We start from the raw sequence: 22,186 nt of genomic DNA, 5'->3' as shown, positions 1-22,186 counted from the left end.
TTTATGACAGTCGAAAAAGCGGGATTTTACGCTTAATAAAAACAATACAAATCATATTGTTAATAAAGATAATGAAGAAAATATTGCCGAAAAATTTTATTTTTATGACGACAAAAAAGCGTCTCAAAAATGACAGACTGTCATAAAGCGGGTAGGATCTCTCCGTTCGCCGCAAATAAAAAGGGCTGCCGGATGGCAGCCCTGTCACGATGTAAAAACCGTTATTCCACGGTAACTGATTTCGCCAGGTTACGCGGCTGGTCAACGTCAGTCCCTTTGATCAGCGCGACGTGATACGCCAACAGCTGCAGCGGTACAGTGTAGAAGATTGGCGCGATAACCTCTTCAACGTGCGGCATCTCGATGATGTGCATATTGTCGCTGCTGGTGAAACCCGCATCGCCGTCAGCAAAGACGTACAGCTGGCCGCCGCGAGCGCGAACTTCTTCAATGTTGGATTTCAGTTTTTCCAGCAGTTCGTTGTTCGGCGCCACCACCACCACCGGCATCTCAGCATCAATCAGCGCCAGCGGGCCATGCTTGAGCTCACCGGCAGCATAGGCTTCTGCGTGAATATAGGAGATCTCTTTCAGCTTCAGCGCCCCTTCGAGGGCGATGGGATACTGATCGCCGCGTCCAAGGAACAGCGCATGGTGTTTGTCAGAGAAATTCTCAGCCAGCGCTTCAATACGCTTATCCTGCGAAAGCACCTGCTCAATGCGGCTCGGTAACGCCTGCAGGCCATGCACGATCTCGTGTTCGATAGCGGCGTCCTGGCCTTTAAGGCGCGCCAGTTTCGCCACCAGCATCAGCAAAACGGTCAGCTGCGTAGTGAAGGCTTTGGTCGAGGCGACGCCGATTTCCGTCCCGGCGTTGGTCATCATCGCCAGATCGGATTCACGCACCAGAGAAGAACCGGGCACATTACAAATCGCCAGCGAGCCCAGATAGCCCAGCTCTTTCGACAGGCGCAGACCGGCCAGCGTATCTGCCGTTTCGCCTGACTGAGAGAGGGTGATCATCAGACTGTTGCGACGCACGGCCGATTTGCGGTAGCGGAACTCGGAGGCGATTTCGACATCGCACGGTACCCCTGCCAGCGACTCAAACCAGTAGCGGGAAACCATACCTGAGTTGTAGGAGGTGCCGCAGGCGATGATCTGAATATGCTCGACCTGCGACAGCAGCTCGTTAGCCTGCGGGCCCAGTTCGCTTAAATCAACCTCACCATGGCTAATGCGCCCGGAAAGGGTATTTTTGATGGCGTTCGGCTGCTCGTAGATCTCTTTTTGCATGTAGTGGCGATAGATACCTTTATCGCCTGCATCGTACTGCAGATTGGATTCGATGTCCGGGCGCTGCACTTCGGCGCCGGATTTATCAAAGATAGTCACCGAACGGCGGGTAACCTCAGCAATATCGCCCTCTTCGAGGAAGATAAAGCGGCGGGTAACCGGCAGTAGCGCCAGCTGATCGGAGGCAATGAAGTTTTCCCCCATCCCCAGGCCAATGACCAGCGGGCTGCCTGAACGAGCGGCCAGTAGCGTACCCGGATCGCGGGTATCCATGATCACGGTGCCGTAAGCGCCACGCAGCTGCGGGATGGTTCGCAGAACGGCTTCACGCAGGGTGCCACCTTGTTCCAGCTCCCAGTGAACCAGATGCGCAATCACTTCTGTGTCAGTCTCGGAGACAAAAACGTAGCCTCGCGACTGCAACAGCTCGCGCAGCGGCTCATGGTTTTCGATAATTCCGTTATGCACCACCACAATATGGTCAGAAACATGCGGATGCGCGTTGCCTTCAGACGGTTCGCCGTGCGTCGCCCAGCGGGTATGGGCAATTCCAGTCCCACCGTGCAACGGATGTTCTTCCAGCGCCTGGGCCAGCATCTGGACTTTCCCAAGGCGACGAACGCGGTTCATATGACCTTCGTTATCGACGACTGCCAGACCGGCGGAGTCATAACCGCGGTATTCCAGACGACGTAAACCTTCGAGAAGGATTTCAGCAATATCACGCTGCGCGACTGCGCCAACAATTCCACACATAGTTTTTAATTCCGATTTTGGCTGTATGCCATACGTTGTCGGTCAACCTGTTTACCCGTTTTTCCGGGCGCCCCGAGCCTTGTAGAGAGTGGGGTTATTTTTATGGTACTGCCGTGGGGGGAGGATTATGTTATCCCCTCACCCCGCTCTTTCCCCCAAAAGGGCGAAAGAGAAATAGCCTTACTTCTTCTTCACCGGGCGCTGCCATCCCTGTTTATGAACCTGCGGCACGCGGCTTAACACTAATTCATTATCGGCAACATCACGCGTTACCGTTGTTCCTGCGGCAATGGTGACGCCTTTGCCGACGGTCACCGGCGCGACCAGCTGGCTGTCAGAGCCAACAAACACGTCATCGCCGATCACCGTTTTATGTTTATTTGCACCATCATAGTTACAAGTGATGGTGCCCGCGCCGATATTAACGTTATCGCCAATCTCAGCGTCGCCGAGGTAAGAAAGATGCCCGGCTTTTGTGCCTTTACCCAGGCGCGCCTTTTTAATTTCGACAAAGTTGCCGACGTGCGCGCCTTCGAGAAGCTCAGCGCCTGGGCGCAGCCGCGCGAACGGCCCAATGGTACAGGCGGCTTCCAGATGAGCATCCTCCACCACGGTATAGGGGCTGATCTCGCAATCATCGCCAATGGTACTGTTCTTGATCACGCAGCCAGCGCCGATCTTGACCCGATCCCCCAACACCACGTCACCTTCGAGGATAACGTTAGTATCAATTTCGACATCGCGCCCGTATTTCAGCACGCCGCGTAGATCAAAACGCGCCGGATCGCGCAGCATAACGCCCGCGAGCAGCAGTTTTTCAGCCTGTTCCGACTGCCAGACGCGTTCAAGACGGGAGAGCTGCAGGCGGTTATTCACGCCTTCCACTTCGCTTAACCGTTGCGGATGTACAGCGGCAATTTCACGGCCTTCTTGATAGGCCATGGCGATAATGTCGGTGATGTAGTATTCGCCCTGAACGTTGTTGTTGGTGAGCTTAGCCAACCAGCGTTTAAGATCCGCCCCGTTGGCGACCAGAATCCCGGTGTTAATTTCCTGAATCCGGCGCTGCTCTTCACTGGCGTCTTTATGCTCAACAATTCCCGTCACCGCGCCGTTATCGCGCGTAATGCGGCCATAGCCGGTCGGATCGTCCAGCTTCACCGTCAACAGGCCGATACCGCCCTGCGGTTTTGCGTCCCGCAAGCGCTGTAATGTTTCGACCGAAATAAGCGGCACGTCGCCGTACAGCATCAGGATATCTTCATCGTCGCTGAAGAACGGTGCCGCCTGCTGCATGGCGTGGCCGGTACCAAGCTGTTCGGCCTGTAGGACCCAGTTAAGATTGTCTTCGCGCAGCGTCTGGCGAAGCAGGTCGCCGCCGTGCCCGTACACCAGATGTACGGCGGATGCCCCTAATTCTTTAGCTGCATCAATAACATGCTGCACCATCGGCTTTCCGGCCAGCGAATGCAACACCTTAGGAAGATCGGAATACATGCGGGTACCTTTGCCTGCGGCAAGAATAACCACGCTCATCGGACTGTTTGACATACGCATCCTGACTGCTGTTAGAACGAAAAGTAAAAGCCTTTCACGTTGAAATATCTACATATTTTTCATCATGAAACGAGACGAATATAAAACGCACAAGCGTAACGCTATAGACCATTTTAGGTGGGTATTTTTAGCCAGCGCAAACCCGTTTAGCGCAAAAAAAGCATTTTAGGGGGGAGGGATACCGGCTATCCCTCTGCTTTTGCTGTTTTTTTGATGGATAAATAAAGAAAACCCATAAAATAAAACGCAGTTTTAATATTCATTAATTGTGACGCAATAAATAGAAACACCATTTCATTTTCCTGATAATGCCGCTTAATAATTACCCAGGAGAAAAAAATGAAAAACAAAATACCTTTGGCATTAACCCTTTGCAGTACGATGATCGCGCTACCGCTGCAGGCCAACGGAGGCCATCAGTGGCGGGCAATCGCCTTTGGGCAATCCACCGACAGCAATTTTTCCTCGAATGTTCTGCCTGAAAAGATTGGCGTCAATGATGTCACTATCGCCGGTAAAAAACTGACGCCGCAGGATTCCGCCGATCTCAGCCAGCCCATTACCATCGAGAGCCGGGGAGGTAAAATTGCCAACGCCCACGACGGACTGACCTTCTTTTATACCCAACTCCCAACCAGTCAGAATTTTATCCTGCAGGCTACGGTGACCGTCAATCAGTTTGGCCCGGAAAATGGCGCGCGTCCTGCGGCGCAGGAAGGCGCTGGACTGCTGGTCCGCGACGTCATTGGCAACCCACGCCAAGAGCCCCTCAAGGTCGGCTACGAAGAGTTCCCGGCGGCGTCCAATATGGTGATGAACGCCATTATGACCCAGGATAAAAAAGATCACTCGCATATTAAGCTGCAGGCTATCAGCCGGGAAGGGATAACCCAGCCGTGGGGAAATGCGGGCGCAGTAATCAAGCGTCAAAGTTACAAAGAGAAAATCGATATTCAGCAAACCCCGACGTTTCAGCTTAAGCTGGAACGCACTAACGACGGATTTATTACCTCATGGGCGGCAACGGGCAGTAATGAGTGGGTAAGCCAGCGTGTTCCTCACGCCGATCTGGTTACCCAGCAGGATAAAGAACATTACTACGTCGGTTTCTTCGCCTCACGTAATGCCAAAATAACCGTCAGCAATGCTTCCCTGACGACTTCCGCGGCAAATACGGTTCCCTCCGCCCCGTATGTTGCCAAAAGCTGGCCGCCGGTCATGCAAATTGCCTCGGGAACAAAAAGCCAGGACAAAACGTACATACTACAGGCGCGTACCAATAGCGACGGGCGCATCACCGTTCGCCAGGATGAAGTGGTGATCGGGCAGGAGAAAGCCGTGAAAGCCGGTGAAATGTTTACCCAACCTGCCGTTCTGAAAGATAAAAGCACATTCGAAGTTATTTTTACGCCGGCCACCAGCGCAAACTCGCTGACTCAGACGCTGACGGTGGAACAGAGTGCCAATATCACAGGCAATACGCTCTATGTTTCACCTGAGGGGCAACCGCAGGCCAAAGGCACGGCAGAGTCGCCGCTGGATTTAGCCACCGCCGTCGAACTCGTTCCCCCTGGCGGGCAAATTATATTAGCCGCCGGTAATTATCCGCAAACTACCATTCCGGTTAGCGCCAGCGGCCTGAAAGACAAAATTAAAACCCTGAAAGCTGGTGGAAAAGCCGTGATTCACGGGCTACTGCTGGATGCCGGCTACTGGCATATCAATGGAATAGAGATTACGGACAAGAGTCTGCGCATACAGGGTAGCCATAACCTGATTGAGAACGTCACCGCGTATCGTAACGATGATACCGGTATTCAAATTTCCTCTCCGGCGGATGTCGGACGCCCGCTGTGGGCCAGCTATAACCGGGTGGTGAATTCTGAATCCTTTAATAACGAAGATCCGGGTAAAATTAACGCCGATGGCTTTGCGGTGAAAATGCGCGTAGGGGAGGGTAACCGGCTGGAGGGCTGTTACTCACACGATAACATCGACGACGGCTTCGACCTGTTCAATAAGATTGAGGACGGCGCTAACGGCGTTGTGGTGATCGAGAACTCAATTGCCCGCAATAATATCAGCAACGGCTTTAAGCTCGGTGGGGAAGGGCAGCCGGTCGCCCACGAGGTCCGTAACAGCATCGCCATCGGCAATCATCTGGACGGTTTTACCGACAACTTCAACCCGGGCAAGCTGGTAGTGATCAATAACGTTGCGGTGGATAACCAGCGCTTTAACTATCTATTCCGCCCAAGCCCATATGGCGCACCGGAAACGCAGGGTACCTTTAGCGATAACCTTTCCCTGCGCAGCCAGCCGGGGAAATATGACGATGCCGTTGTCGGGAACATTGATGATAGTAACTACTTTATCCACGGTGGCAGAAGCATCAACGCCCAGGGAAAGAGTATTCACAGCGCCGACTATCAGACTCTGACACTGCCGGATCCGCTGATGCGTGAGGCCGACGGCAGCTTTAACACCGGTAACTTCCTTAGTCGCAACTAGGGACACGCTAAAAACATAAAGGTCGCCCTCGGGCGACCTTTTTACTTTCTTTCCTGCTTCACACCGCATGTGTTGTCGTTTTAGTTAGCGGTACAGCGCATAAGCAGTCTGGAGAGCGGACGTCTTAGTGATTGAACGTACCGAAGGTTACGTTCATAGCACTGAAGAAAGCGACGATTTTATTAAGCAGTTTCATGATCTCTTCCTGGATAGCGATTACGTTTTTGATGAATTCTTTTTTGTGATTTACATCACAAAAACAAGTCTACGCTTCATCTTTTAAACGATCAATAAAAATGAGACATTCATCACAAAATTTTTAAACCCTCTTTTTAGTTTTGTTTTTTCTGAAACGAAACCATAAAAAAAGCCAGCCTGGAAACCAGACTGGCTTTTAACGTTCAAGCCGGTGTTACATCGCTTTTTTGGTCAACTCGATAACGCGCAGTTTAGCGATCGCTTTGGCCAGTTCCGCGGACGCCTGAGCGTAATCCACGTCACCATGAGAGCTCTTAATGTGCTCTTCAGCCTTACGTTTCGCTTCCAGGGCTCGCGCTTCGTCGAGATCCTGGCCACGAATTGCCGTATCAGCCAGAACGGTCGTGCTACCCGGCTGCACTTCAAGAATGCCGCCTGACAGGTAAATAAATTCTTCGTGACCGTGCTGCTTAACGATGCGAATCATACCAGGCTTAATGGCGGTGAGCAGCGGCGCGTGCCCCGGGTAAATACCCAGTTCACCTTCACTACCCGTTACCTGGATTTTCTCGACCAGACCAGAGAACATTTGTTTCTCTGCGCTGACGACGTCCAGGTGGTAAGTCATTGCCATATCACCCTCCGATTAAGGCGTTAAAGTTTTTTGGCTTTTTCCACGGCTTCGTCGATAGAACCGACCATGTAGAACGCCTGCTCCGGCAGGTGATCGTATTCGCCTTCCATGATGCCTTTAAAGCCACGGATGGTGTCTTTCAGGGAGACGTATTTGCCCGGAGAACCGGTAAATACTTCTGCCACGAAGAACGGCTGGGACAGGAAGCGCTGAATCTTACGCGCGCGAGCTACCACCAGTTTATCTTCTTCAGACAGTTCATCCATACCCAGGATGGCGATGATGTCTTTCAGTTCCTGATAACGCTGCAGGATGGACTGAACGCCACGAGCGGTGTCGTAGTGCTCCTGACCAACAACCAGCGGATCCAGCTGACGGCTGGTGGAATCCAGCGGATCAACTGCCGGGTAGATACCCAGAGAGGCGATCTGACGGCTCAGTACCACGGTTGCGTCAAGGTGCGCAAAGGTGGTGGCTGGAGACGGGTCAGTCAAGTCATCCGCAGGTACGTATACCGCCTGTACGGAAGTGATTGAACCGGTTTTGGTAGAGGTGATACGTTCCTGCAGAACGCCCATCTCTTCCGCCAGGGTCGGCTGGTAACCTACCGCTGAAGGCATACGGCCCAGCAGTGCGGATACTTCAGTACCGGCCAGGGTGTAACGGTAGATGTTATCGACGAACAGCAGAACGTCACGACCTTCGTCACGGAACTTCTCAGCCATGGTCAGGCCGGTCAGCGCAACGCGCAGACGGTTTCCCGGCGGCTCGTTCATCTGGCCATACACCAGGGATACTTTATCGATAACGTTGGAGTCGGTCATTTCGTGGTAGAAGTCGTTACCCTCACGAGTACGCTCACCTACGCCCGCAAACACGGAGTAACCGGAGTGCTCGATCGCGATGTTACGGATCAGCTCCATCATGTTTACGGTTTTACCTACGCCCGCACCACCGAACAGACCAACTTTACCGCCCTTCGCAAACGGACACATCAGGTCGATAACTTTAATGCCGGTTTCCAGCAGTTCCTGAGAGTTTGACAACTCTTCGTAGGAAGGCGCTGCGCGGTGGATAGCCCAACGCTCTTCTTCGCCGATGTCGCCTTTCATGTCTACCGGTTGGCCCAGTACGTTCATGATACGACCCAGCGTTGCTTTACCTACCGGGACTTCGATCGGATGCTCGAGGTCTTTTACTTCCAGACCGCGACGCAGACCGTCGGAAGAACCCATGGCGATGGTACGAACAATACCGCCGCCGAGCTGCTGCTGAACTTCCAGCACCAGCTTCTCACTACCATTTTGCACCTCAAGAGCCTCGTACACGCGCGGTACGGCATCCTGAGGGAATTCGACGTCGACCACGGCGCCGATTACCTGGACAATTTTTCCAGTAGCCATCTTGAATCCTCTACGAATTAACCTGGTTATACCGCGGATGCTCCACCGACGATCTCGGTGAGTTCCTGAGTAATGCTGGCCTGACGAGCTTTGTTGTATACCAACTGCAGCTCTTTAATCAGGCTGCCGCCATTGTCGGTCGCGGCTTTCATCGCCACCATACGTGCGGCCTGCTCGCTGGCCAGGTTTTCTACCACACCCTGATAAACCTGAGATTCCACATAACGGCGCAGCAGGGTATCCAGCAGCGCTTTCGGATCGGGTTCATACAGGTAATCCCAGGATTTACGCTTCAACTCACCATCTTCTGAAGCCGGTAACGGCAACAGCTGAGTGATGGTTGGAACCTGAGACATGGTGTTAATAAATTTGTTGCTGACAATATACAGCTTGTCCAGACGGCCTTCATCGTAGGCCTGCAACATCACTTTTACCGGACCGATCAGTTCGGACAGGGATGGGTTATCACCCATACCCGTCACCTGGGCGACAACGTTGCCGCTAACGGAATTAAAGAACGACACGCCCTTAGAGCCGATCATTGCGAGTTCGCACTGAATGCCTTTATCGGACCATGCTTTCATTTCCGCCAGCAGCTTTTTGAACAGGTTAATGTTCAAGCCACCGCACAGACCACGGTCGGTAGACACCACCAGGTAGCCCACGCGTTTAACGTCGCGTTCTTCCAGGTAAGGGTGCTTATATTCCAGATTACCGTTCGCAAGGTGACCGATCACTTTGCGCATGGTATCTGCATAAGGACGGCTGGCCGCCATGCGCTCCTGCGATTTACGCATTTTGGAAGCGGCGACCATTTCCATCGCTTTAGTGATCTTTTGCGTGTTCTGGACGCTTGCGATCTTACTACGTATCTCTTTTGCGCCGGCCATGAGCTTCTCCTCAATGCCTTGCGGCCTGCCCTAAAGCAAGCCGCCAGACTTTACCAGGATTGGGTTGCTTTGAAGGAATCGAGGATGCCTTTCAGCTTGCCTTCGATTTCGTCGTTATAGCCACCGGACTGGTTGATCTCTTGCATCAACGGAGCGTGATCACGGTCGACGTAAGCCAGCAGAGCGGCTTCAAAGCTACCGATTTTCGACAGCTCGACATCCGCCAGATAACCACGTTCTGCCGCGAACAGAACCAGAGACTGCTGCGCAACGGACATCGGCGCATACTGTTTCTGTTTCAGCAGTTCGGTCACTTTCTGACCGTGGTCCAGCTGCTTACGGGTTGCATCATCAAGGTCAGAGGCAAACTGGGAGAACGCCGCCAGTTCACGATACTGCGCCAGAGCGGTACGAATACCACCGGACAGTTTCTTCATGATCTTGGTCTGAGCTGCACCACCAACACGGGATACGGAGATACCCGGGTTAACCGCAGGACGAATACCGGAGTTGAACAGGTTGGTTTCCAGGAAGATCTGACCATCGGTAATGGAAATTACGTTGGTCGGAACGAACGCAGAAACGTCACCCGCCTGGGTTTCGATAATCGGCAGCGCGGTCAGTGAACCGGTTTTACCTTTCACTTCACCTTTGGTGAAAGCTTCAACGTATTCGACGTTAACACGTGCAGCACGCTCCAGCAGACGAGAGTGGAGGTAGAATACGTCGCCCGGGAATGCTTCACGTCCAGGCGGACGGCGGAGCAGCAGGGAGATCTGACGATAAGCAACGGCCTGTTTAGACAGGTCATCATAAATGATCAACGCATCTTCACCGCGGTCGCGGAAGTATTCGCCCATTGCGCAACCAGCGTATGGCGCCAGGTATTGCAGTGCGGCAGATTCAGATGCGGTTGCAACCACAACGATGGTGTTAGCCAGCGCGCCGTGTTCTTCCAGTTTACGTACCACGTTAGAAATGGTGGACGCTTTCTGGCCGATGGCTACGTAGACACACTTGATGCCGGAATCACGCTGGTTGATGATGGCGTCGATAGCCAGCGCGGTTTTACCGGTCTGACGGTCGCCGATAATCAGTTCACGCTGTCCACGACCGATTGGGATCATGGCATCAACGGATTTATAACCGGTCTGCACCGGCTGATCGACGGACTGACGTTCGATTACGCCCGGCGCGATAGCTTCAACAGCGGAGAAGCCGTCGTGCTCCAGCGGACCTTTACCATCAATCGGTGCACCCAGGGTGTTAACCACACGTCCCAGCAGGCCGCGGCCAACCGGAACTTCAAGGATACGGCCAGTACATTTAACCTTCATACCTTCGGCGAGGTCAGCGTACGGACCCATCACAACTGCCCCTACGGAGTCGCGCTCCAGGTTCAGTGCGATAGCGTAACGGTTACCCGGCAGAGCGATCATCTCACCCTGCATACAATCGGCCAGGCCGTGAATGCGGATAACACCGTCACTTACAGAAACGATAGTACCTTCGTTATGAGCCTCGCTCACAACATTGAACTGAGCAATGCGCTGCTTGATCAGTTCGCTGATTTCGGTGGAATTCAGTTGCATGCTCCAGTCCCCTTAAGACTGCAAGACGTCTGCAAGGCGTTCAAGACGGCCGCGTACGCTACCATCAATGACCATATCACCCGAACGGATGATTACGCCTGCCATTACAGACTTATCGATTTTGCAATTCAGCTTAACTTTGCGTGACAGACGTTTTTCCATCGCGGCGGTAATTTTCGCAAGCTGTTCGTCACTCATTTGAGCGGCAGAAATAACTTCTACCTCTGCGGTTGCCTCACTGGCAGCGCGCAGGTGAATGAACTGCTCGAGAACATCAGGGAGCGCATTCAGACGACCATTCTCAGCCATTACCCGAATCAGGTTTTGACCATTCTCGTCCAGTTGCTCACCACAAACCGCGATAAACACATCAGAGAGCGTTTCCGGCGCCAGTGCGCCAGAGAGTAGCTCTGCCATTTCTTCGTTTTTAGTCACTTCAGCAACAAACGCCAGCATATCCTGCCAGCGTTCAACGCTGTTGTGTTCGACGGCAAAGTCAAAAGCTGCTTTGGCGTAGGGGCGAGCTACCGTTACAAATTCAGACATCAGCCCCTCCCTCCTTACAGTTCAGCGACAAGTTTATCCACGATGTCGCTGTTAGCAGCTTCATCCACGGAACGTTCGATGATCTTCTCGGCGCCAGCAACAGCCAGGATAGCAACCTGCTTACGCAGCTCCTCACGAGCACGTTTACGTTCGGCATCGATTTCAGCCTGCGCCTGTGCGACGATTTTGGTGCGTTCCTGTTCTGCTTCCGCTTTTGCTTCATCCAGGATCTGAGAGCGACGCTTGTTCGCCTGCTCGATGATTACCTGGGCTTCCGCTTTCGCTTTTTTCAGCTGGTCGGTCGCGTTGGCCTGTGCAAGGTCCAAATCTTTCTTAGCGCGTTCTGCAGAAGCTAAACCGTCAGAAATTTCTTTCTGGCGCTTTTCGATGGCAGCCATTAACGGCGGCCATACATACTTCATGCAGAACCATACGAAGATAACAAACGCGATGGCCTGGCCGAGGATTGTTGCGTTCATGTTCACAGCACAATACCTCTTAAAAAATAACTCTGTGGCTTAGGTTTCTTTCGAACAACTTACTACGCGACGGCGAACATCACGTACAGACCCAGACCTACAGCGATCATCGGGATAGCATCCACCAGACCCATAACGATAAAGAACTGAGTACGCAGCAGAGGAATCAGATCCGGTTGACGCGCTGCGCCTTCCAGGAATTTACCCCCGAGGATGCCGATACCGATCGCAGCACCGATTGCCGCCAGACCCATCATCACAGCGGCAGCCATGTACAGCAGATCCATATTCAGGTTTTCCATGACAGTCTCCAGTTTGTTTCAGTTAAAACGTAGTATGTTGGTAAAAATCAATGCTCTTCAGATGCCATCGACAGATAGACGATCGTCAGAACCATGAAGATGAAGGCTTGCAGCGTAATAATCAGGATGTGGAAAATGGCCCATGGCACATTCAGAATCCACTGTGACCACCACGGCAACAGGCCAGCAATCAGAATGAAAATCAGCTCACCGGCATACATGTTGCCGAACAGTCGCAGACCCAGTGATACAGGTTTTGACAGCAGGCTTACCCCTTCAAGGATTAAGTTGACAGGAATGAACGCCCAGTGATTGAACGGCTGCAGGGTCAGTTCTTTAACGAACCCGCCCACGCCTTTCATTTTGATGCTGTAGAAAAGAATCAGGATAAATACGCCAAGCGCCATCGACAGGGTGATGTTAACGTCAGCTGACGGCACCACGCGCAGAGCAGGCAGACCGAGAACGTGTTCGCCGATCCAAGGGATAAAGTCGATAGGCAGCAGATCCATCAGGTTCATCAGGAATACCCAGACGAACACGGTGAGGGCCAGCGGAGCAATGACCTTGCTCTTGCCATGATACATATCTTTGACGCTGCCATGGACGAAGCCGATGATCATCTCAATGAAGGTCTGGAATTTACCAGGTACGCCGGTTGTCGCCTTTTTAGCCACGCTGCGGAACATAAACAGGAATAACAGACCGAGCACCACTGAGAAAAACATGGAGTCAATGTTGAGCGTCCAGAAGGTGGCCGGGGGGTTGTGCGGATCCACCAGCGAGAATGTACGCAGGTCCAGCTGAAGGTTGTTCAGATGGTGGCCTATGTAATCCTGCGGCGTCATATTTTCTGAAGCCATGATGCCTTTTACCCTTTGTTGTTAATTACAGCTGGCGCCAGAACTTGTACCACCAGCACCAAAACCCACGTCACTATCAGCGGCAAAAATACCACTTTCAAAACCGCCAGCGCCACCGCCAGAAAGGCGAAGGTCAGCAACACCTTGAAGGCTTCACCGATGGCGAAGGACCAGGCCACTCGGCCTTTAGCTGGTGTATGCGCCTGATGACGCCAGGCAAAAATCATAAATATCATATTTGGCAAAAGAACCGCCAAACCTCCACTCACCGCGGAGATGCCCCAGAAAGGGTCTTTGAGGCTGAACAGCAGTCCACTTGCTATTACTGCCAGTAACTGAATAAACAGAAGCTTACGAGCAACGTTTCGACTCAAGAGCGACACTGACATCACGTTTTTACTCCTGCTCCCTTCGAGGTATGTCGCGTGTCGTATAAAACGTCCTTTAAGACGAAGAGTCAAGCATCAAAAAGCGGACAAATTATACGGTGACGCCTCGTGATTTCAAACAATAAGTAGCAAAATAGTGAATAAATGTTTAATTATTTTCCGACAGACAACTTTTCATGCATTTCACCAATCTGTGAGCAGTCATGCAAAACTGCAAATACCGCGTAAAATCGGCAATTAAAGCGTGCATCAGATCACATAATAAACATTTTTCGCGAAATCGAATTAATTCTGTACATAAAACCCAATTTTTTATCCGTTTGATATTCAACATAAAAACCAGGTATTCTTTCTAAAACAATCCCATATACAATAAAAACCTTTTATTGACATTCATAATAAATATTTAACATCAGTATGAACGGCAAGCAGCGAGATTTTTAGCGTACTGATATTTTCAATGTTGACTATTCTTTTGGTAAAGCAATCGGGAAAAGTTAACGGAAAGAAAAACCATGGTAACTTCATGGTTAAAGACCGTCCGATAATACCCTGCCGTGACTTCTATTTTTGTAACATGCACGGCCCGTCTTTTTTTCACATTTTTTGATAAAAATTAAATCATTTTTGGCTGAATCACCACAAGGTGACGCTCCCCTTCCAGCTGAGGCACATGCAGTTCGACAACATCTTTAATGACGAACCCTTCCGGTAAATTTGCCATTTCATCTTCCTGCGCTAACCCTTTGAGCGCATAGAAGTGACCGTTCTCGGCGGGTAAATGATGGCACCAGCTCACCATGTCATTCAGCGACGCAAATGCGCGGCTAATGACGCCGTCAAACGGCGGCTCTGCCGGGAACTCTTCCACACGGCTTTGTACCGGGGTGACGTTATCCAGTTTTAGCTCATGCTGGACCTGGCGGAGGAAACGAACTCGCTTGCCAAGGCTGTCTAACAGGGTGAAGTGGGATTCAGGACGCACGATAGCCAGCGGGATCCCCGGCAGGCCAGGGCCCGTACCGACATCGATAAAACGCGTTCCTTTAAGGAATGGCGCAACAACAATGCTATCGAGGATGTGGCGTACCAGCATCTCGGCAGGATCGCGAACCGAGGTCAGGTTATACGCCTTATTCCACTTATCCAGCATGCCAACGTAGCCGACAAGCTGGTTTTTCTGGTGATCGGTAAGTGAAATACCTGCTTCATCAAGCAGACGAGAAAGTTTGTTGAGCACGATCGGTACCTGTTTAAAACAATGAGCCCGGAGGCGATTCGCTAACCGGGCTGAGAAATTAACCTGGCGGACGTCAGATGCGTTATCCGCCAATGTATTGTTCAGTGGAAAATCAGGCGCTACGGCGCAGCATTCCCTGCTTCTTCAACCACACCAGCAAAATCGAGATTGCCGCAGGCGTAATGCCGGAAATACGCGATGCCTGTCCTATCGAAGACGGCTTATGGTCGTTCAACTTGGCAATGACCTCGTTCGACAACCCATTCACCTGGCGATAATCAAGCGTAGCGGGCAGCAACGTGTTCTCGTTGCGCTGTTGTTTCTCGATTTCATCCTGCTGGCGCGCGATGTAGCCTTCGTATTTTACCTGAATTTCAACCTGTTCAGCCGCTTGCTTATCCTCAAGACCCGGCGAGAACGGCGTCATCTGCACCAGCTGTTCGTAGGTCATTTCCGGACGACGGAGCAAATCTTCACCGTTAGCTTCACGGGATAAAGGCGCAGTCAGCTGAGCATTCACTTCCGCAGCGCTTTCCGCCAGCGGATTAACCCAGCTGGCTTTGAGGCGCTGGCGTTCACGTTCAATACTTTCAAGCTTCTGGTTGAAGCGCGCCCAGCGTTCGTCATCCACCAGACCCAGTTCACGGCCTTGTTCGGTCAGGCGCAAATCGGCGTTGTCTTCACGCAGCATCAGGCGGTATTCCGCGCGTGAAGTAAACATGCGGTACGGTTCTTTGGTGCCAAGAGTACAGAGATCGTCCACCAGGACGCCAAGGTATGCCTGAGAGCGGCCGGGCGCCCATCCCTCTTTCTCGGAGGAGAAACGGGCGGCGTTCAGGCCGGCAAGCAGGCCCTGAGCGGCAGCTTCTTCATAACCGGTCGTGCCATTAATCTGGCCGGCAAAGAACAGGCCATGGATAAATTTACTTTCCAGCGTCGGTTTCAGGTCACGCGGGTCAAAGAAATCGTACTCAATAGCGTAGCCAGGACGAACGATTTTTGCATTTTCCATCCCCTGCATTGAGCGGACGATTTGCATCTGGACATCGAACGGCAGGCTGGTGGAGATACCGTTTGGATAAACCTCGTTGGACGTCAGTCCTTCCGGCTCGAGGAAGATCTGGTGCTGGTTGCGATCGGCAAAGCGCATGACCTTGTCTTCGATCGAAGGACAGTAGCGGGGGCCGATCCCTTCGATTACGCCGGCATACATCGGGCTACGATCGAGGTTATTACGGATCACGTCATGAGTTTTCTCGTTGGTATGCGTGACGAAGCACGGCACCTGACGCGGATGTTGAGAAGCATCCCCCATAAACGAGAAGACCGGCATCGGATTATCGCCGTGCTGCTGTGCCAGAACGCTAAAATCAATCGTCCTTGCGTCGATACGCGGCGGGGTACCGGTTTTCAGGCGGCTGACGCGCAGCGGCAGTTCACGCAAACGGCGGGACAGCGGGATCGAAGGAGGATCCCCTGCACGGCCGCCGCTGTAGTTATCGAGGCCAATATGGATCTTACCGTCGAGAAAGGTTCCGACGGTCAGTACTACCGCTTTGGCGCGGAATTTAAGCCCCATCTGGGTGACGGCACCGACAACACGATCATTCTCAACAATCAGATCTTCCACCGCCTGCTGGAAGATCATTAAGTTGGGCTGGTTTTCTAGCGCGGTCCGTACGGCCTGGCGGTACAGCACTCGGTCTGCCTGAGCGCGAGTCGCCCGTACGGCAGGGCCTTTGCTGGCGTTTAGTATCCTAAACTGGATGCCTGCGTGGTCAATGGCCTTCGCCATCAGGCCGCCAAGCGCATCCACTTCTTTTACCAGGTGTCCTTTCCCAATGCCGCCAATCGCCGGATTGCAGCTCATCTGCCCCAGCGTGTCGATATTGTGTGTCAAAAGCAGAGTCTGTTGACCCATTCGCGCTGCGGCCATCGCGGCCTCAGTGCCTGCATGACCCCCGCCAATGATGATGACGTCAAAAGGATCCTGATAAAACATGGTGGTATGCCTCGCATAAAGCGGTTTGAAAATAGATTGAAGCCCGGGCCGTGGATTCTACTCAACTTTAGCCTTCCGAGAAAGCGCCGGGATCCTGAGTATTAAAAAGAAGATCTTTTATTTAGAGATCTGTTTTATTGTGATCTCTTATTAGGATCGGCTTGTCTTGTGGATAAGTCAGATCCGCGGTTTAGGATCAACCGTTTAAGAAGGATCGCTTTCTGTGAATGATCGGTGATCCTGGTCCGTATAAGCTGGGATCAAAATGAAGGGTTATACACAGCACAAAAATCAGACAACGGTTATACTTTGGATAACTACCGGTTGATCCAAGCTTTTAAGCATAGTTATCCACAGAAGAAAGTATGATCTTTACAATTCTCAGAGCAAGTTTTTCCAGGATCCCACCCAAATCTCGGCCGGATCTTCCGGAATTTCATGTTCGAGGACGTTAATTTTGAGCGTTTCACCGATCTGTTTTGCCCCGCAGGCTTTGAGCGCAGCCTCGAGCTTATCAATCGCTCCGCAGAAGGTATCGTATTCGCGGCTACCAATGCCGATTGCGCCAAAATGGACTGCAGAAAGATCGACCTGCTTCTCCTGAAGCGCTTCATAGAAAGGCAGAAGATTATCGGGAATGTCCCCGGCGCCATGCGTCGAAGAGATAACCAGCCAGATCCCCTGCGGCTGCAGATCTTCGATCAGCGGTCCGTGCAGGATAGTCGTGCTGTGACCAGCCTCTTCCAGCTTTTCCGCCAGATGTTCTGATACATATTCTGCGCTACCCAGCGTACTGCCGCTGATTAGAGTTATCTCTGCCATGATCGCCCGCTCCACTATTCAGAGTGGCGTATTGTACGCTGTGAGCGAGCTGGGATCTACCTGTGGAAAAATGTGGGATTAAAAAGCCCGATCATGGGCGGATGGTGCGCATAATCGGGTTTTGCAGGACGATCAGCGTTTCAGTGGACTGAATTTCATCAATTGTTTGGATCTTGTTGATAAGTACATGCTGGAGAGCGTCAATCGATCGGCACATCACTTTTATAAAGATGCTGTAGTGCCCGGTGGTGTAATACGCCTCGGTAACCTCATCCAGGCTGTTTAGCCTGGCCAGCGCCGAGGGGTAGTCTTTCGCGCTCTTCAGAATAATGCCGATAAAGCATCCCACATCGTAACCCAGCTGCTTGGGGCTCACGTCTATACGCGCGCCGGTAATAATTCCGGCCTGCTTCATTTTCTCTACGCGAACGTGGATGGTCCCCGGGCTGACGCCAAACTGTTTTGCCAGCTCAGCATAGGCGGTACGCGCGTTGGCCATGAGAGCCTCAAGGATGCCGCGGTCCAGATTGTCGATCTGATAATTTTCCATAGGTTTTTCTTATGAAGTTTGACGAATATTTCTATTTTAGCCTCAAATTTTAATGAATCAAAATCGATGTAGGCTTTTTGTTGTTGGATTATTGAATTGCAGCGCTGTTTTGTTGCTTAATCAATGGCAACAGGACGCAGGAGTTATAAAAAATGAAAACCGCATACATCGCAAAACAACGCCAGATTAGTTTCGTTAAGTCACACTTTTCCCGCCAGCTTGAAGAGAAGCTCGGCCTGATAGAAGTCCAGGCGCCGATCTTAAGCCGCGTGGGCGATGGGACGCAGGATAACCTCTCTGGTTGCGAAAAAGCGGTTCAGGTCAAAGTGAAAACACTGCCTGACGCCCAGTTCGAAGTGGTTCACTCGCTGGCGAAGTGGAAGCGTCAAACCCTGGGACAACACGACTTCAGCGCGGGCGAAGGGCTGTACACGCACATGAAGGCCCTTCGCCCCGATGAAGACCGGTTAACCGCCATCCATTCCGTCTACGTTGACCAGTGGGACTGGGAGCGCGTAATGGGGGATGAAGAACGCCATTGCGGCACGCTGAAAGCAACCGTTGAAGCGATCTATGCTGGGATCAAAGCCACCGAGGATGCAGTCAGTAAAGAGTTTGGCCTCACGCCGTTCTTGCCGGAGAAGATCCACTTTGTTCACAGCCAGGAGCTTTTAAGCCGTTATCCGGATCTCGATGCCAAGGGCCGCGAGAGGGCAATCGCAAAAGAGCTGGGCGCGGTATTTCTGATCGGTATCGGCGGTAAGCTTTCTGATGGCCAGCGCCACGACGTTCGCGCGCCTGATTACGATGACTGGAGTACGCTTGCCGCTGAAGGCTATGCGGGCCTGAACGGCGACATTCTGGTATGGAACCCGGTTCTGGAAGATGCATTCGAACTCTCTTCAATGGGGATCCGCGTGGATGCCGAAGCGCTGAAGCGTCAGCTGGCGATAACCGGTGATGAAGATCGCCTGAAGCTGGAATGGCACCAGGCGCTGCTACGCGGGGAGATGCCGCAGACTATCGGCGGCGGCATTGGCCAGTCACGCCTGACGATGCTGCTTCTGCAGTTGGATCACATCGGCCAGGTGCAGTGCGGCGTGTGGCCAACGCAGGTTCGTCAAAGCGTTGCTGCTCTTCTTTAATCAGTGATTAACGCCGCCAGCGTCGCAGCAGGCGGCTACGCAACCCGGTATCAAAGCGCCAGATATGATCGAAAACGCGCATAATGCCGGGCTTACCGTGTACCGACATCGCCACCGCATGAAAACGATGTTGATGTTTATGCTGTAGCTCTCCCACCTTATTGATCACCTCATCCGGCAGGCGCTGGGCGATAAAATCGGAAATCACCACCGCATCAGCATCGACCCACTGCGGATTCTGCATACGCTCAATCACCGCCCGGAAGCAGCTGGCCAGATCGGTGCCGCCGCGAAAGCGCTGACTTAAGAAACGAATCGCCTGCTCCAGCCCCTGCGGGCCGGTGAGTTCGTAGTGCACCACTTCGCTGGAAAACAGCATAATGAAGCAGCGGCGGTTATCCGCCAGAGCGACCCGCATCAACGCCAGACAAAACGCCTTGGCGCACTGTTCATTGAAACCCCCCATTGAGCCGGAAGTATCGACGCAGACAATAAACGGCCCGCGCGGCTGTTCGTCAACGTCCTGGCGCGTGACCGGCCGTTCGGTGATCTTTTCCTTCCACGCATCGCCGTGTAGCCGATAGGTCAGCAGCTGCTTTTCAACCAGCTTGCGGTAGAACTCAAACTCCAGCTCGGTAATGCCGAGGGTGGCCAGCTCTGGCGGCAGCAGACGCAGAATATCGTCGCTCTGCTGAAGCCCGTCGACCTGCTCCGGCACGGTGGCCGGTTCGCGCACCAGGCTGCGAAAGGTCTCCATCGGCGCATCTTTTTTCGGCACCGCTTTCGCTTCACGCGAGCGTCCCAGCTGTTCGGCTAGCTGCATGAGCTCAGGTTGTTGAGTTAAAAAATCCCCGTAGCGAACGATCAGCTGATAATCGCCGCGCTTCAGCTCTCCGGCACTCATGTCCCACAGATGCCCAGCCGCATTGTCATTTTCCACCAGTACCGGCTCCAGCTGGCCGCTAAGGGTCATGCGCTCCTGAACTTCGCTCAGCAGCTGATCGCGCTCTTCATCCAGTAGCTGCTGATTAAGAGAGGTAGCCTGCACCACCAGGCTCAGGCGCCAGCGCTGGAGGAATAATGTGTGCAGCGCTGGCGTAAAGGTACTGTTGTCATCCACCAGCTGCTGCGCCTGACTGGCGAACGGGGAGTGGAGCTTATGTAGCTGGCTCAGAATTTGCGGAAGCTGGACGATAAACTGCGAGGTGGAAAGCCGTTGTGACTGCTGATAGCACTGAACTTCCGCATCCAGCTCGGGCGGGACGTTGGTCTCTTTTAGCCGCGATCTCACCGCTTCCCGCCAGCGAGGGATGTCGGCGGCGATAATATTTTTGAGCCGCGGGAATTTTTCAAAGAATACCGCGAGCTGAGGCGCCGCCAGCAGCGCCAGCAGCATCTCATCGATCATGCCCTCTTCGCCGACTGCCAGCATGACATTCAGCATGTCCAGGGTCATGACTGGCGGGCCTGTTTAATCTGCGCGCCGACGTCCTGAAGACTGGCTTCAATACGCCCCAGCCACTCGCCGGGGATAAACAGACATTTTTGCTGTTCGCTAAAGCGGTTATGTTGCTGATGCCATTCGTCGTCCAGCGCCTCCAGCTGTTGCCGGATTTCGGCCGGCATATTTTCCCGTGATTCGCTACCGGGCAGGGAGAGCCGCGATCCCTGTAAGCTGACGTCGCGCACGACAAGGTGCTGGCTGGTATCGACATCCATATTCAGCTGCTGGGCAAAACCAATACCGTTGAGCTTGCCGCGGATCTCACCGCCTTTCTCCAGCCAATGAGCGAGCTCTTCACGAACGAACGTAATATGAATGACTTCCAGATCGTGCAGTTTGAGCGGCTGCTGGAGAAGCAGCGTTAGCGTGGGGTCCTGCACTTCAGCAGGCAGTTCATAATGAGGTTTCCGGCTGAACATCCCGCCGAGACGGGTGACTTTTAGCGCGGTCTTATCGCTTTGCTGCTGTTGAAGCTGAATGCGCCGCTGGACTATCGACCCCAGTCGAGTGAGCATCGCCTGCTGCTGCCAGGCGTGGCTGGTCATTAAGGTCTCCAGTTGCGCGGACATCAGGTTCATTGTCTCAACGTTGTGCCACAGGCAATCCTTCAGCAGGATCAGGTCTATTGGCGCAATGGTGTCGCGACCGCTGAAAAAGGCGCTGGCCTGCAGCAGACGAATCGCTTTTTTCCAGCGACGATCTGAGACGTAGGGCGCGTTCGGCAGCGTATCTAGCTGCTGGCGCAGCTGGAATATGAGTTCAAACACGCTGTCCGGTAGCTTCACGTTGCCGATATCCTGCTGCCATTGCAGGAACTCCTCGTCGCTGACCTGCAAATTCGCCGGGACTGGATTACTGTTCTCGTCCTGCTGGCTTACCAGCATTGAGCGGAAGTTAGTTTTATCCTGTACCTTGTCCAGCCATAACCGGATAAGCATACGGTCGTATAAGGCTTCCAGGCTGTTGTCCGCCTCAGGGAGTTCGTTTGACGCCGCCACCAGCAGGCGCATGGGGATTTTCTCTTCGGTCGCCCCGTTACGGAAATGGCGTTCGTTTATCGCCGTCAATAGCGTATTGAGAATCGCCGGGCCCGCTTTCCAGATCTCATCGAGAAAAACAATTTCGGCTTCCGGAAGATAGCCGGCGGTCAAACGCTCATAGCGCCCTTCATCTTTCAGCGCCTGAATGGAGAGTGGTCCAAAGACCTCTTCCGGCGTGGAGAAACGGGTCATCAGGTATTCAAATGCGCGAGCCTGCTGAAAGGCGAACTTGAGGCGACGGGCAATCAGGCTTTTGGCGATCCCCGGCGGGCCCAGCAGAAAAACGCTCTCGCCGCTGAGGGCGGCAAGCAGGCAAAGGCGTATTGCGTGGCTGCGTTCGAAGAGTCCTTTTTCCAGCGCGGCGCTGAGCCGGGAAATTCTTTCTGCCAGTAAATGTGATTGAGCCATAATAGAGTTGCGTGCTTTTTAGAATGTCGTTGTTAGGTCGAGTATAGATGTTTGATTAGG

Annotated in this window: 19 protein-coding genes; 2 read left to right on the top strand and 17 right to left on the bottom strand. The window is 52.8% G+C overall.

Annotated elements, in window-relative coordinates; genetic code table 11:
- Positions 1-221 precede the first annotated feature (221 nt).
- Together glmS and glmU are read right to left on the bottom strand one after the other, a co-directional pair.
- On the bottom strand, positions 222-2,051 hold the full coding sequence (glmS, locus tag EGY08_RS14950) for a glutamine--fructose-6-phosphate transaminase (isomerizing) (protein WP_004871870.1): 1,830 nt from the start codon (positions 2,049-2,051) through the stop codon (positions 222-224).
- Between the two features lie 180 nt (positions 2,052-2,231).
- Positions 2,232-3,602, bottom strand: coding sequence for a bifunctional UDP-N-acetylglucosamine diphosphorylase/glucosamine-1-phosphate N-acetyltransferase GlmU (gene glmU / locus EGY08_RS14945; RefSeq protein WP_049113666.1), 1,371 nt, complete (start codon positions 3,600-3,602; stop codon positions 2,232-2,234).
- A gap of 345 nt (positions 3,603-3,947) precedes the next feature.
- Between glmU and EGY08_RS14940 the strand changes: the two genes are divergently transcribed.
- Complete coding sequence (locus EGY08_RS14940; protein WP_049113668.1) at positions 3,948-6,119, top strand: right-handed parallel beta-helix repeat-containing protein; 2,172 nt, start codon at positions 3,948-3,950, stop codon at positions 6,117-6,119.
- Between the two features lie 412 nt (positions 6,120-6,531).
- Here EGY08_RS14940 and EGY08_RS14935 read toward each other — a convergent pair whose 3' ends face one another.
- The 13 genes from EGY08_RS14935 to asnC all read right to left on the bottom strand — a co-directional run bounded on the left by EGY08_RS14935 (position 6,532) and on the right by asnC (position 18,029).
- Complete coding sequence (locus EGY08_RS14935; protein WP_004107274.1) at positions 6,532-6,951, bottom strand: F0F1 ATP synthase subunit epsilon; 420 nt, start codon at positions 6,949-6,951, stop codon at positions 6,532-6,534.
- Between the two features lie 20 nt (positions 6,952-6,971).
- Entirely contained in the window at positions 6,972-8,354 is a 1,383-nt protein-coding gene (atpD, locus tag EGY08_RS14930; protein WP_004127025.1) for a F0F1 ATP synthase subunit beta, read from the bottom strand.
- A gap of 26 nt (positions 8,355-8,380) precedes the next feature.
- Complete coding sequence (atpG, locus tag EGY08_RS14925; RefSeq protein WP_004127027.1) at positions 8,381-9,244, bottom strand: F0F1 ATP synthase subunit gamma; 864 nt, start codon at positions 9,242-9,244, stop codon at positions 8,381-8,383.
- A gap of 50 nt (positions 9,245-9,294) precedes the next feature.
- Positions 9,295-10,836 carry a F0F1 ATP synthase subunit alpha gene (gene atpA, locus EGY08_RS14920; RefSeq protein ID WP_004127029.1) on the bottom strand — a complete coding sequence of 514 codons (1,542 nt, stop codon included), beginning with the start codon at positions 10,834-10,836 and terminating at the stop codon, positions 9,295-9,297.
- A gap of 12 nt (positions 10,837-10,848) precedes the next feature.
- Positions 10,849-11,382: a F0F1 ATP synthase subunit delta gene (gene atpH, locus EGY08_RS14915; RefSeq protein ID WP_004127031.1), complete on the bottom strand. Its 534-nt coding sequence runs from the start codon at positions 11,380-11,382 to the stop codon at positions 10,849-10,851.
- A gap of 14 nt (positions 11,383-11,396) precedes the next feature.
- Entirely contained in the window at positions 11,397-11,867 is a 471-nt protein-coding gene (gene atpF, locus EGY08_RS14910; RefSeq protein WP_004107293.1) for a F0F1 ATP synthase subunit B, read from the bottom strand.
- Positions 11,868-11,923: 56 nt separating this feature from the next.
- Entirely contained in the window at positions 11,924-12,163 is a 240-nt protein-coding gene (gene atpE, locus EGY08_RS14905; protein ID WP_000429386.1) for a F0F1 ATP synthase subunit C, read from the bottom strand.
- 47 nt (positions 12,164-12,210) lie between these two features.
- Entirely contained in the window at positions 12,211-13,026 is an 816-nt protein-coding gene (gene atpB / locus EGY08_RS14900; protein ID WP_004127037.1) for a F0F1 ATP synthase subunit A, read from the bottom strand.
- 8 nt (positions 13,027-13,034) lie between these two features.
- Complete coding sequence (atpI, locus tag EGY08_RS14895) at positions 13,035-13,415, bottom strand: F0F1 ATP synthase subunit I (protein WP_004127040.1); 381 nt, start codon at positions 13,413-13,415, stop codon at positions 13,035-13,037.
- Positions 13,416-14,031: 616 nt separating this feature from the next.
- Positions 14,032-14,655, bottom strand: coding sequence for a 16S rRNA (guanine(527)-N(7))-methyltransferase RsmG (gene rsmG / locus EGY08_RS14890; protein WP_004127042.1), 624 nt, complete (start codon positions 14,653-14,655; stop codon positions 14,032-14,034).
- A gap of 112 nt (positions 14,656-14,767) precedes the next feature.
- Positions 14,768-16,657, bottom strand: coding sequence for a tRNA uridine-5-carboxymethylaminomethyl(34) synthesis enzyme MnmG (gene mnmG, locus EGY08_RS14885; protein WP_049112496.1), 1,890 nt, complete (start codon positions 16,655-16,657; stop codon positions 14,768-14,770).
- A gap of 381 nt (positions 16,658-17,038) precedes the next feature.
- Positions 17,039-17,479 carry an FMN-binding protein MioC gene (gene mioC, locus EGY08_RS14875; RefSeq protein ID WP_123828618.1) on the bottom strand — a complete coding sequence of 147 codons (441 nt, stop codon included), beginning with the start codon at positions 17,477-17,479 and terminating at the stop codon, positions 17,039-17,041.
- 91 nt (positions 17,480-17,570) lie between these two features.
- Positions 17,571-18,029 (bottom strand): transcriptional regulator AsnC, encoded by a 459-nt coding sequence (gene asnC, locus EGY08_RS14870; protein WP_004107306.1) that lies wholly within the window; start codon positions 18,027-18,029, stop codon positions 17,571-17,573.
- A gap of 152 nt (positions 18,030-18,181) precedes the next feature.
- Here asnC and asnA point away from each other — a divergent pair, with 152 nt between their 5' ends.
- Positions 18,182-19,174: an aspartate--ammonia ligase gene (gene asnA / locus EGY08_RS14865; protein WP_004127047.1), complete on the top strand. Its 993-nt coding sequence runs from the start codon at positions 18,182-18,184 to the stop codon at positions 19,172-19,174.
- Positions 19,175-19,181: 7 nt separating this feature from the next.
- Here the strand turns inward: asnA and viaA are convergent, their stop codons facing one another.
- Positions 19,182-20,630 carry an ATPase RavA stimulator ViaA gene (viaA, locus tag EGY08_RS14860; RefSeq protein WP_049131988.1) on the bottom strand — a complete coding sequence of 483 codons (1,449 nt, stop codon included), beginning with the start codon at positions 20,628-20,630 and terminating at the stop codon, positions 19,182-19,184.
- Complete coding sequence (gene ravA / locus EGY08_RS14855) at positions 20,627-22,126, bottom strand: ATPase RavA (RefSeq protein ID WP_004127051.1); 1,500 nt, start codon at positions 22,124-22,126, stop codon at positions 20,627-20,629. The genes viaA and ravA overlap by 4 nt, the downstream gene beginning before the upstream one ends.
- Positions 22,127-22,186 lie beyond the last annotated feature (60 nt).

It is taken from the genome of Klebsiella sp. FDAARGOS_511 (assembly GCF_003812845.1).
GTDB classification, from domain to species: Bacteria; Pseudomonadota; Gammaproteobacteria; order Enterobacterales; family Enterobacteriaceae; genus Klebsiella; species Klebsiella grimontii.
Note: the sequence above shows the minus strand (reverse complement) of the source record. Positions and strands in the feature narration are given on the sequence as shown.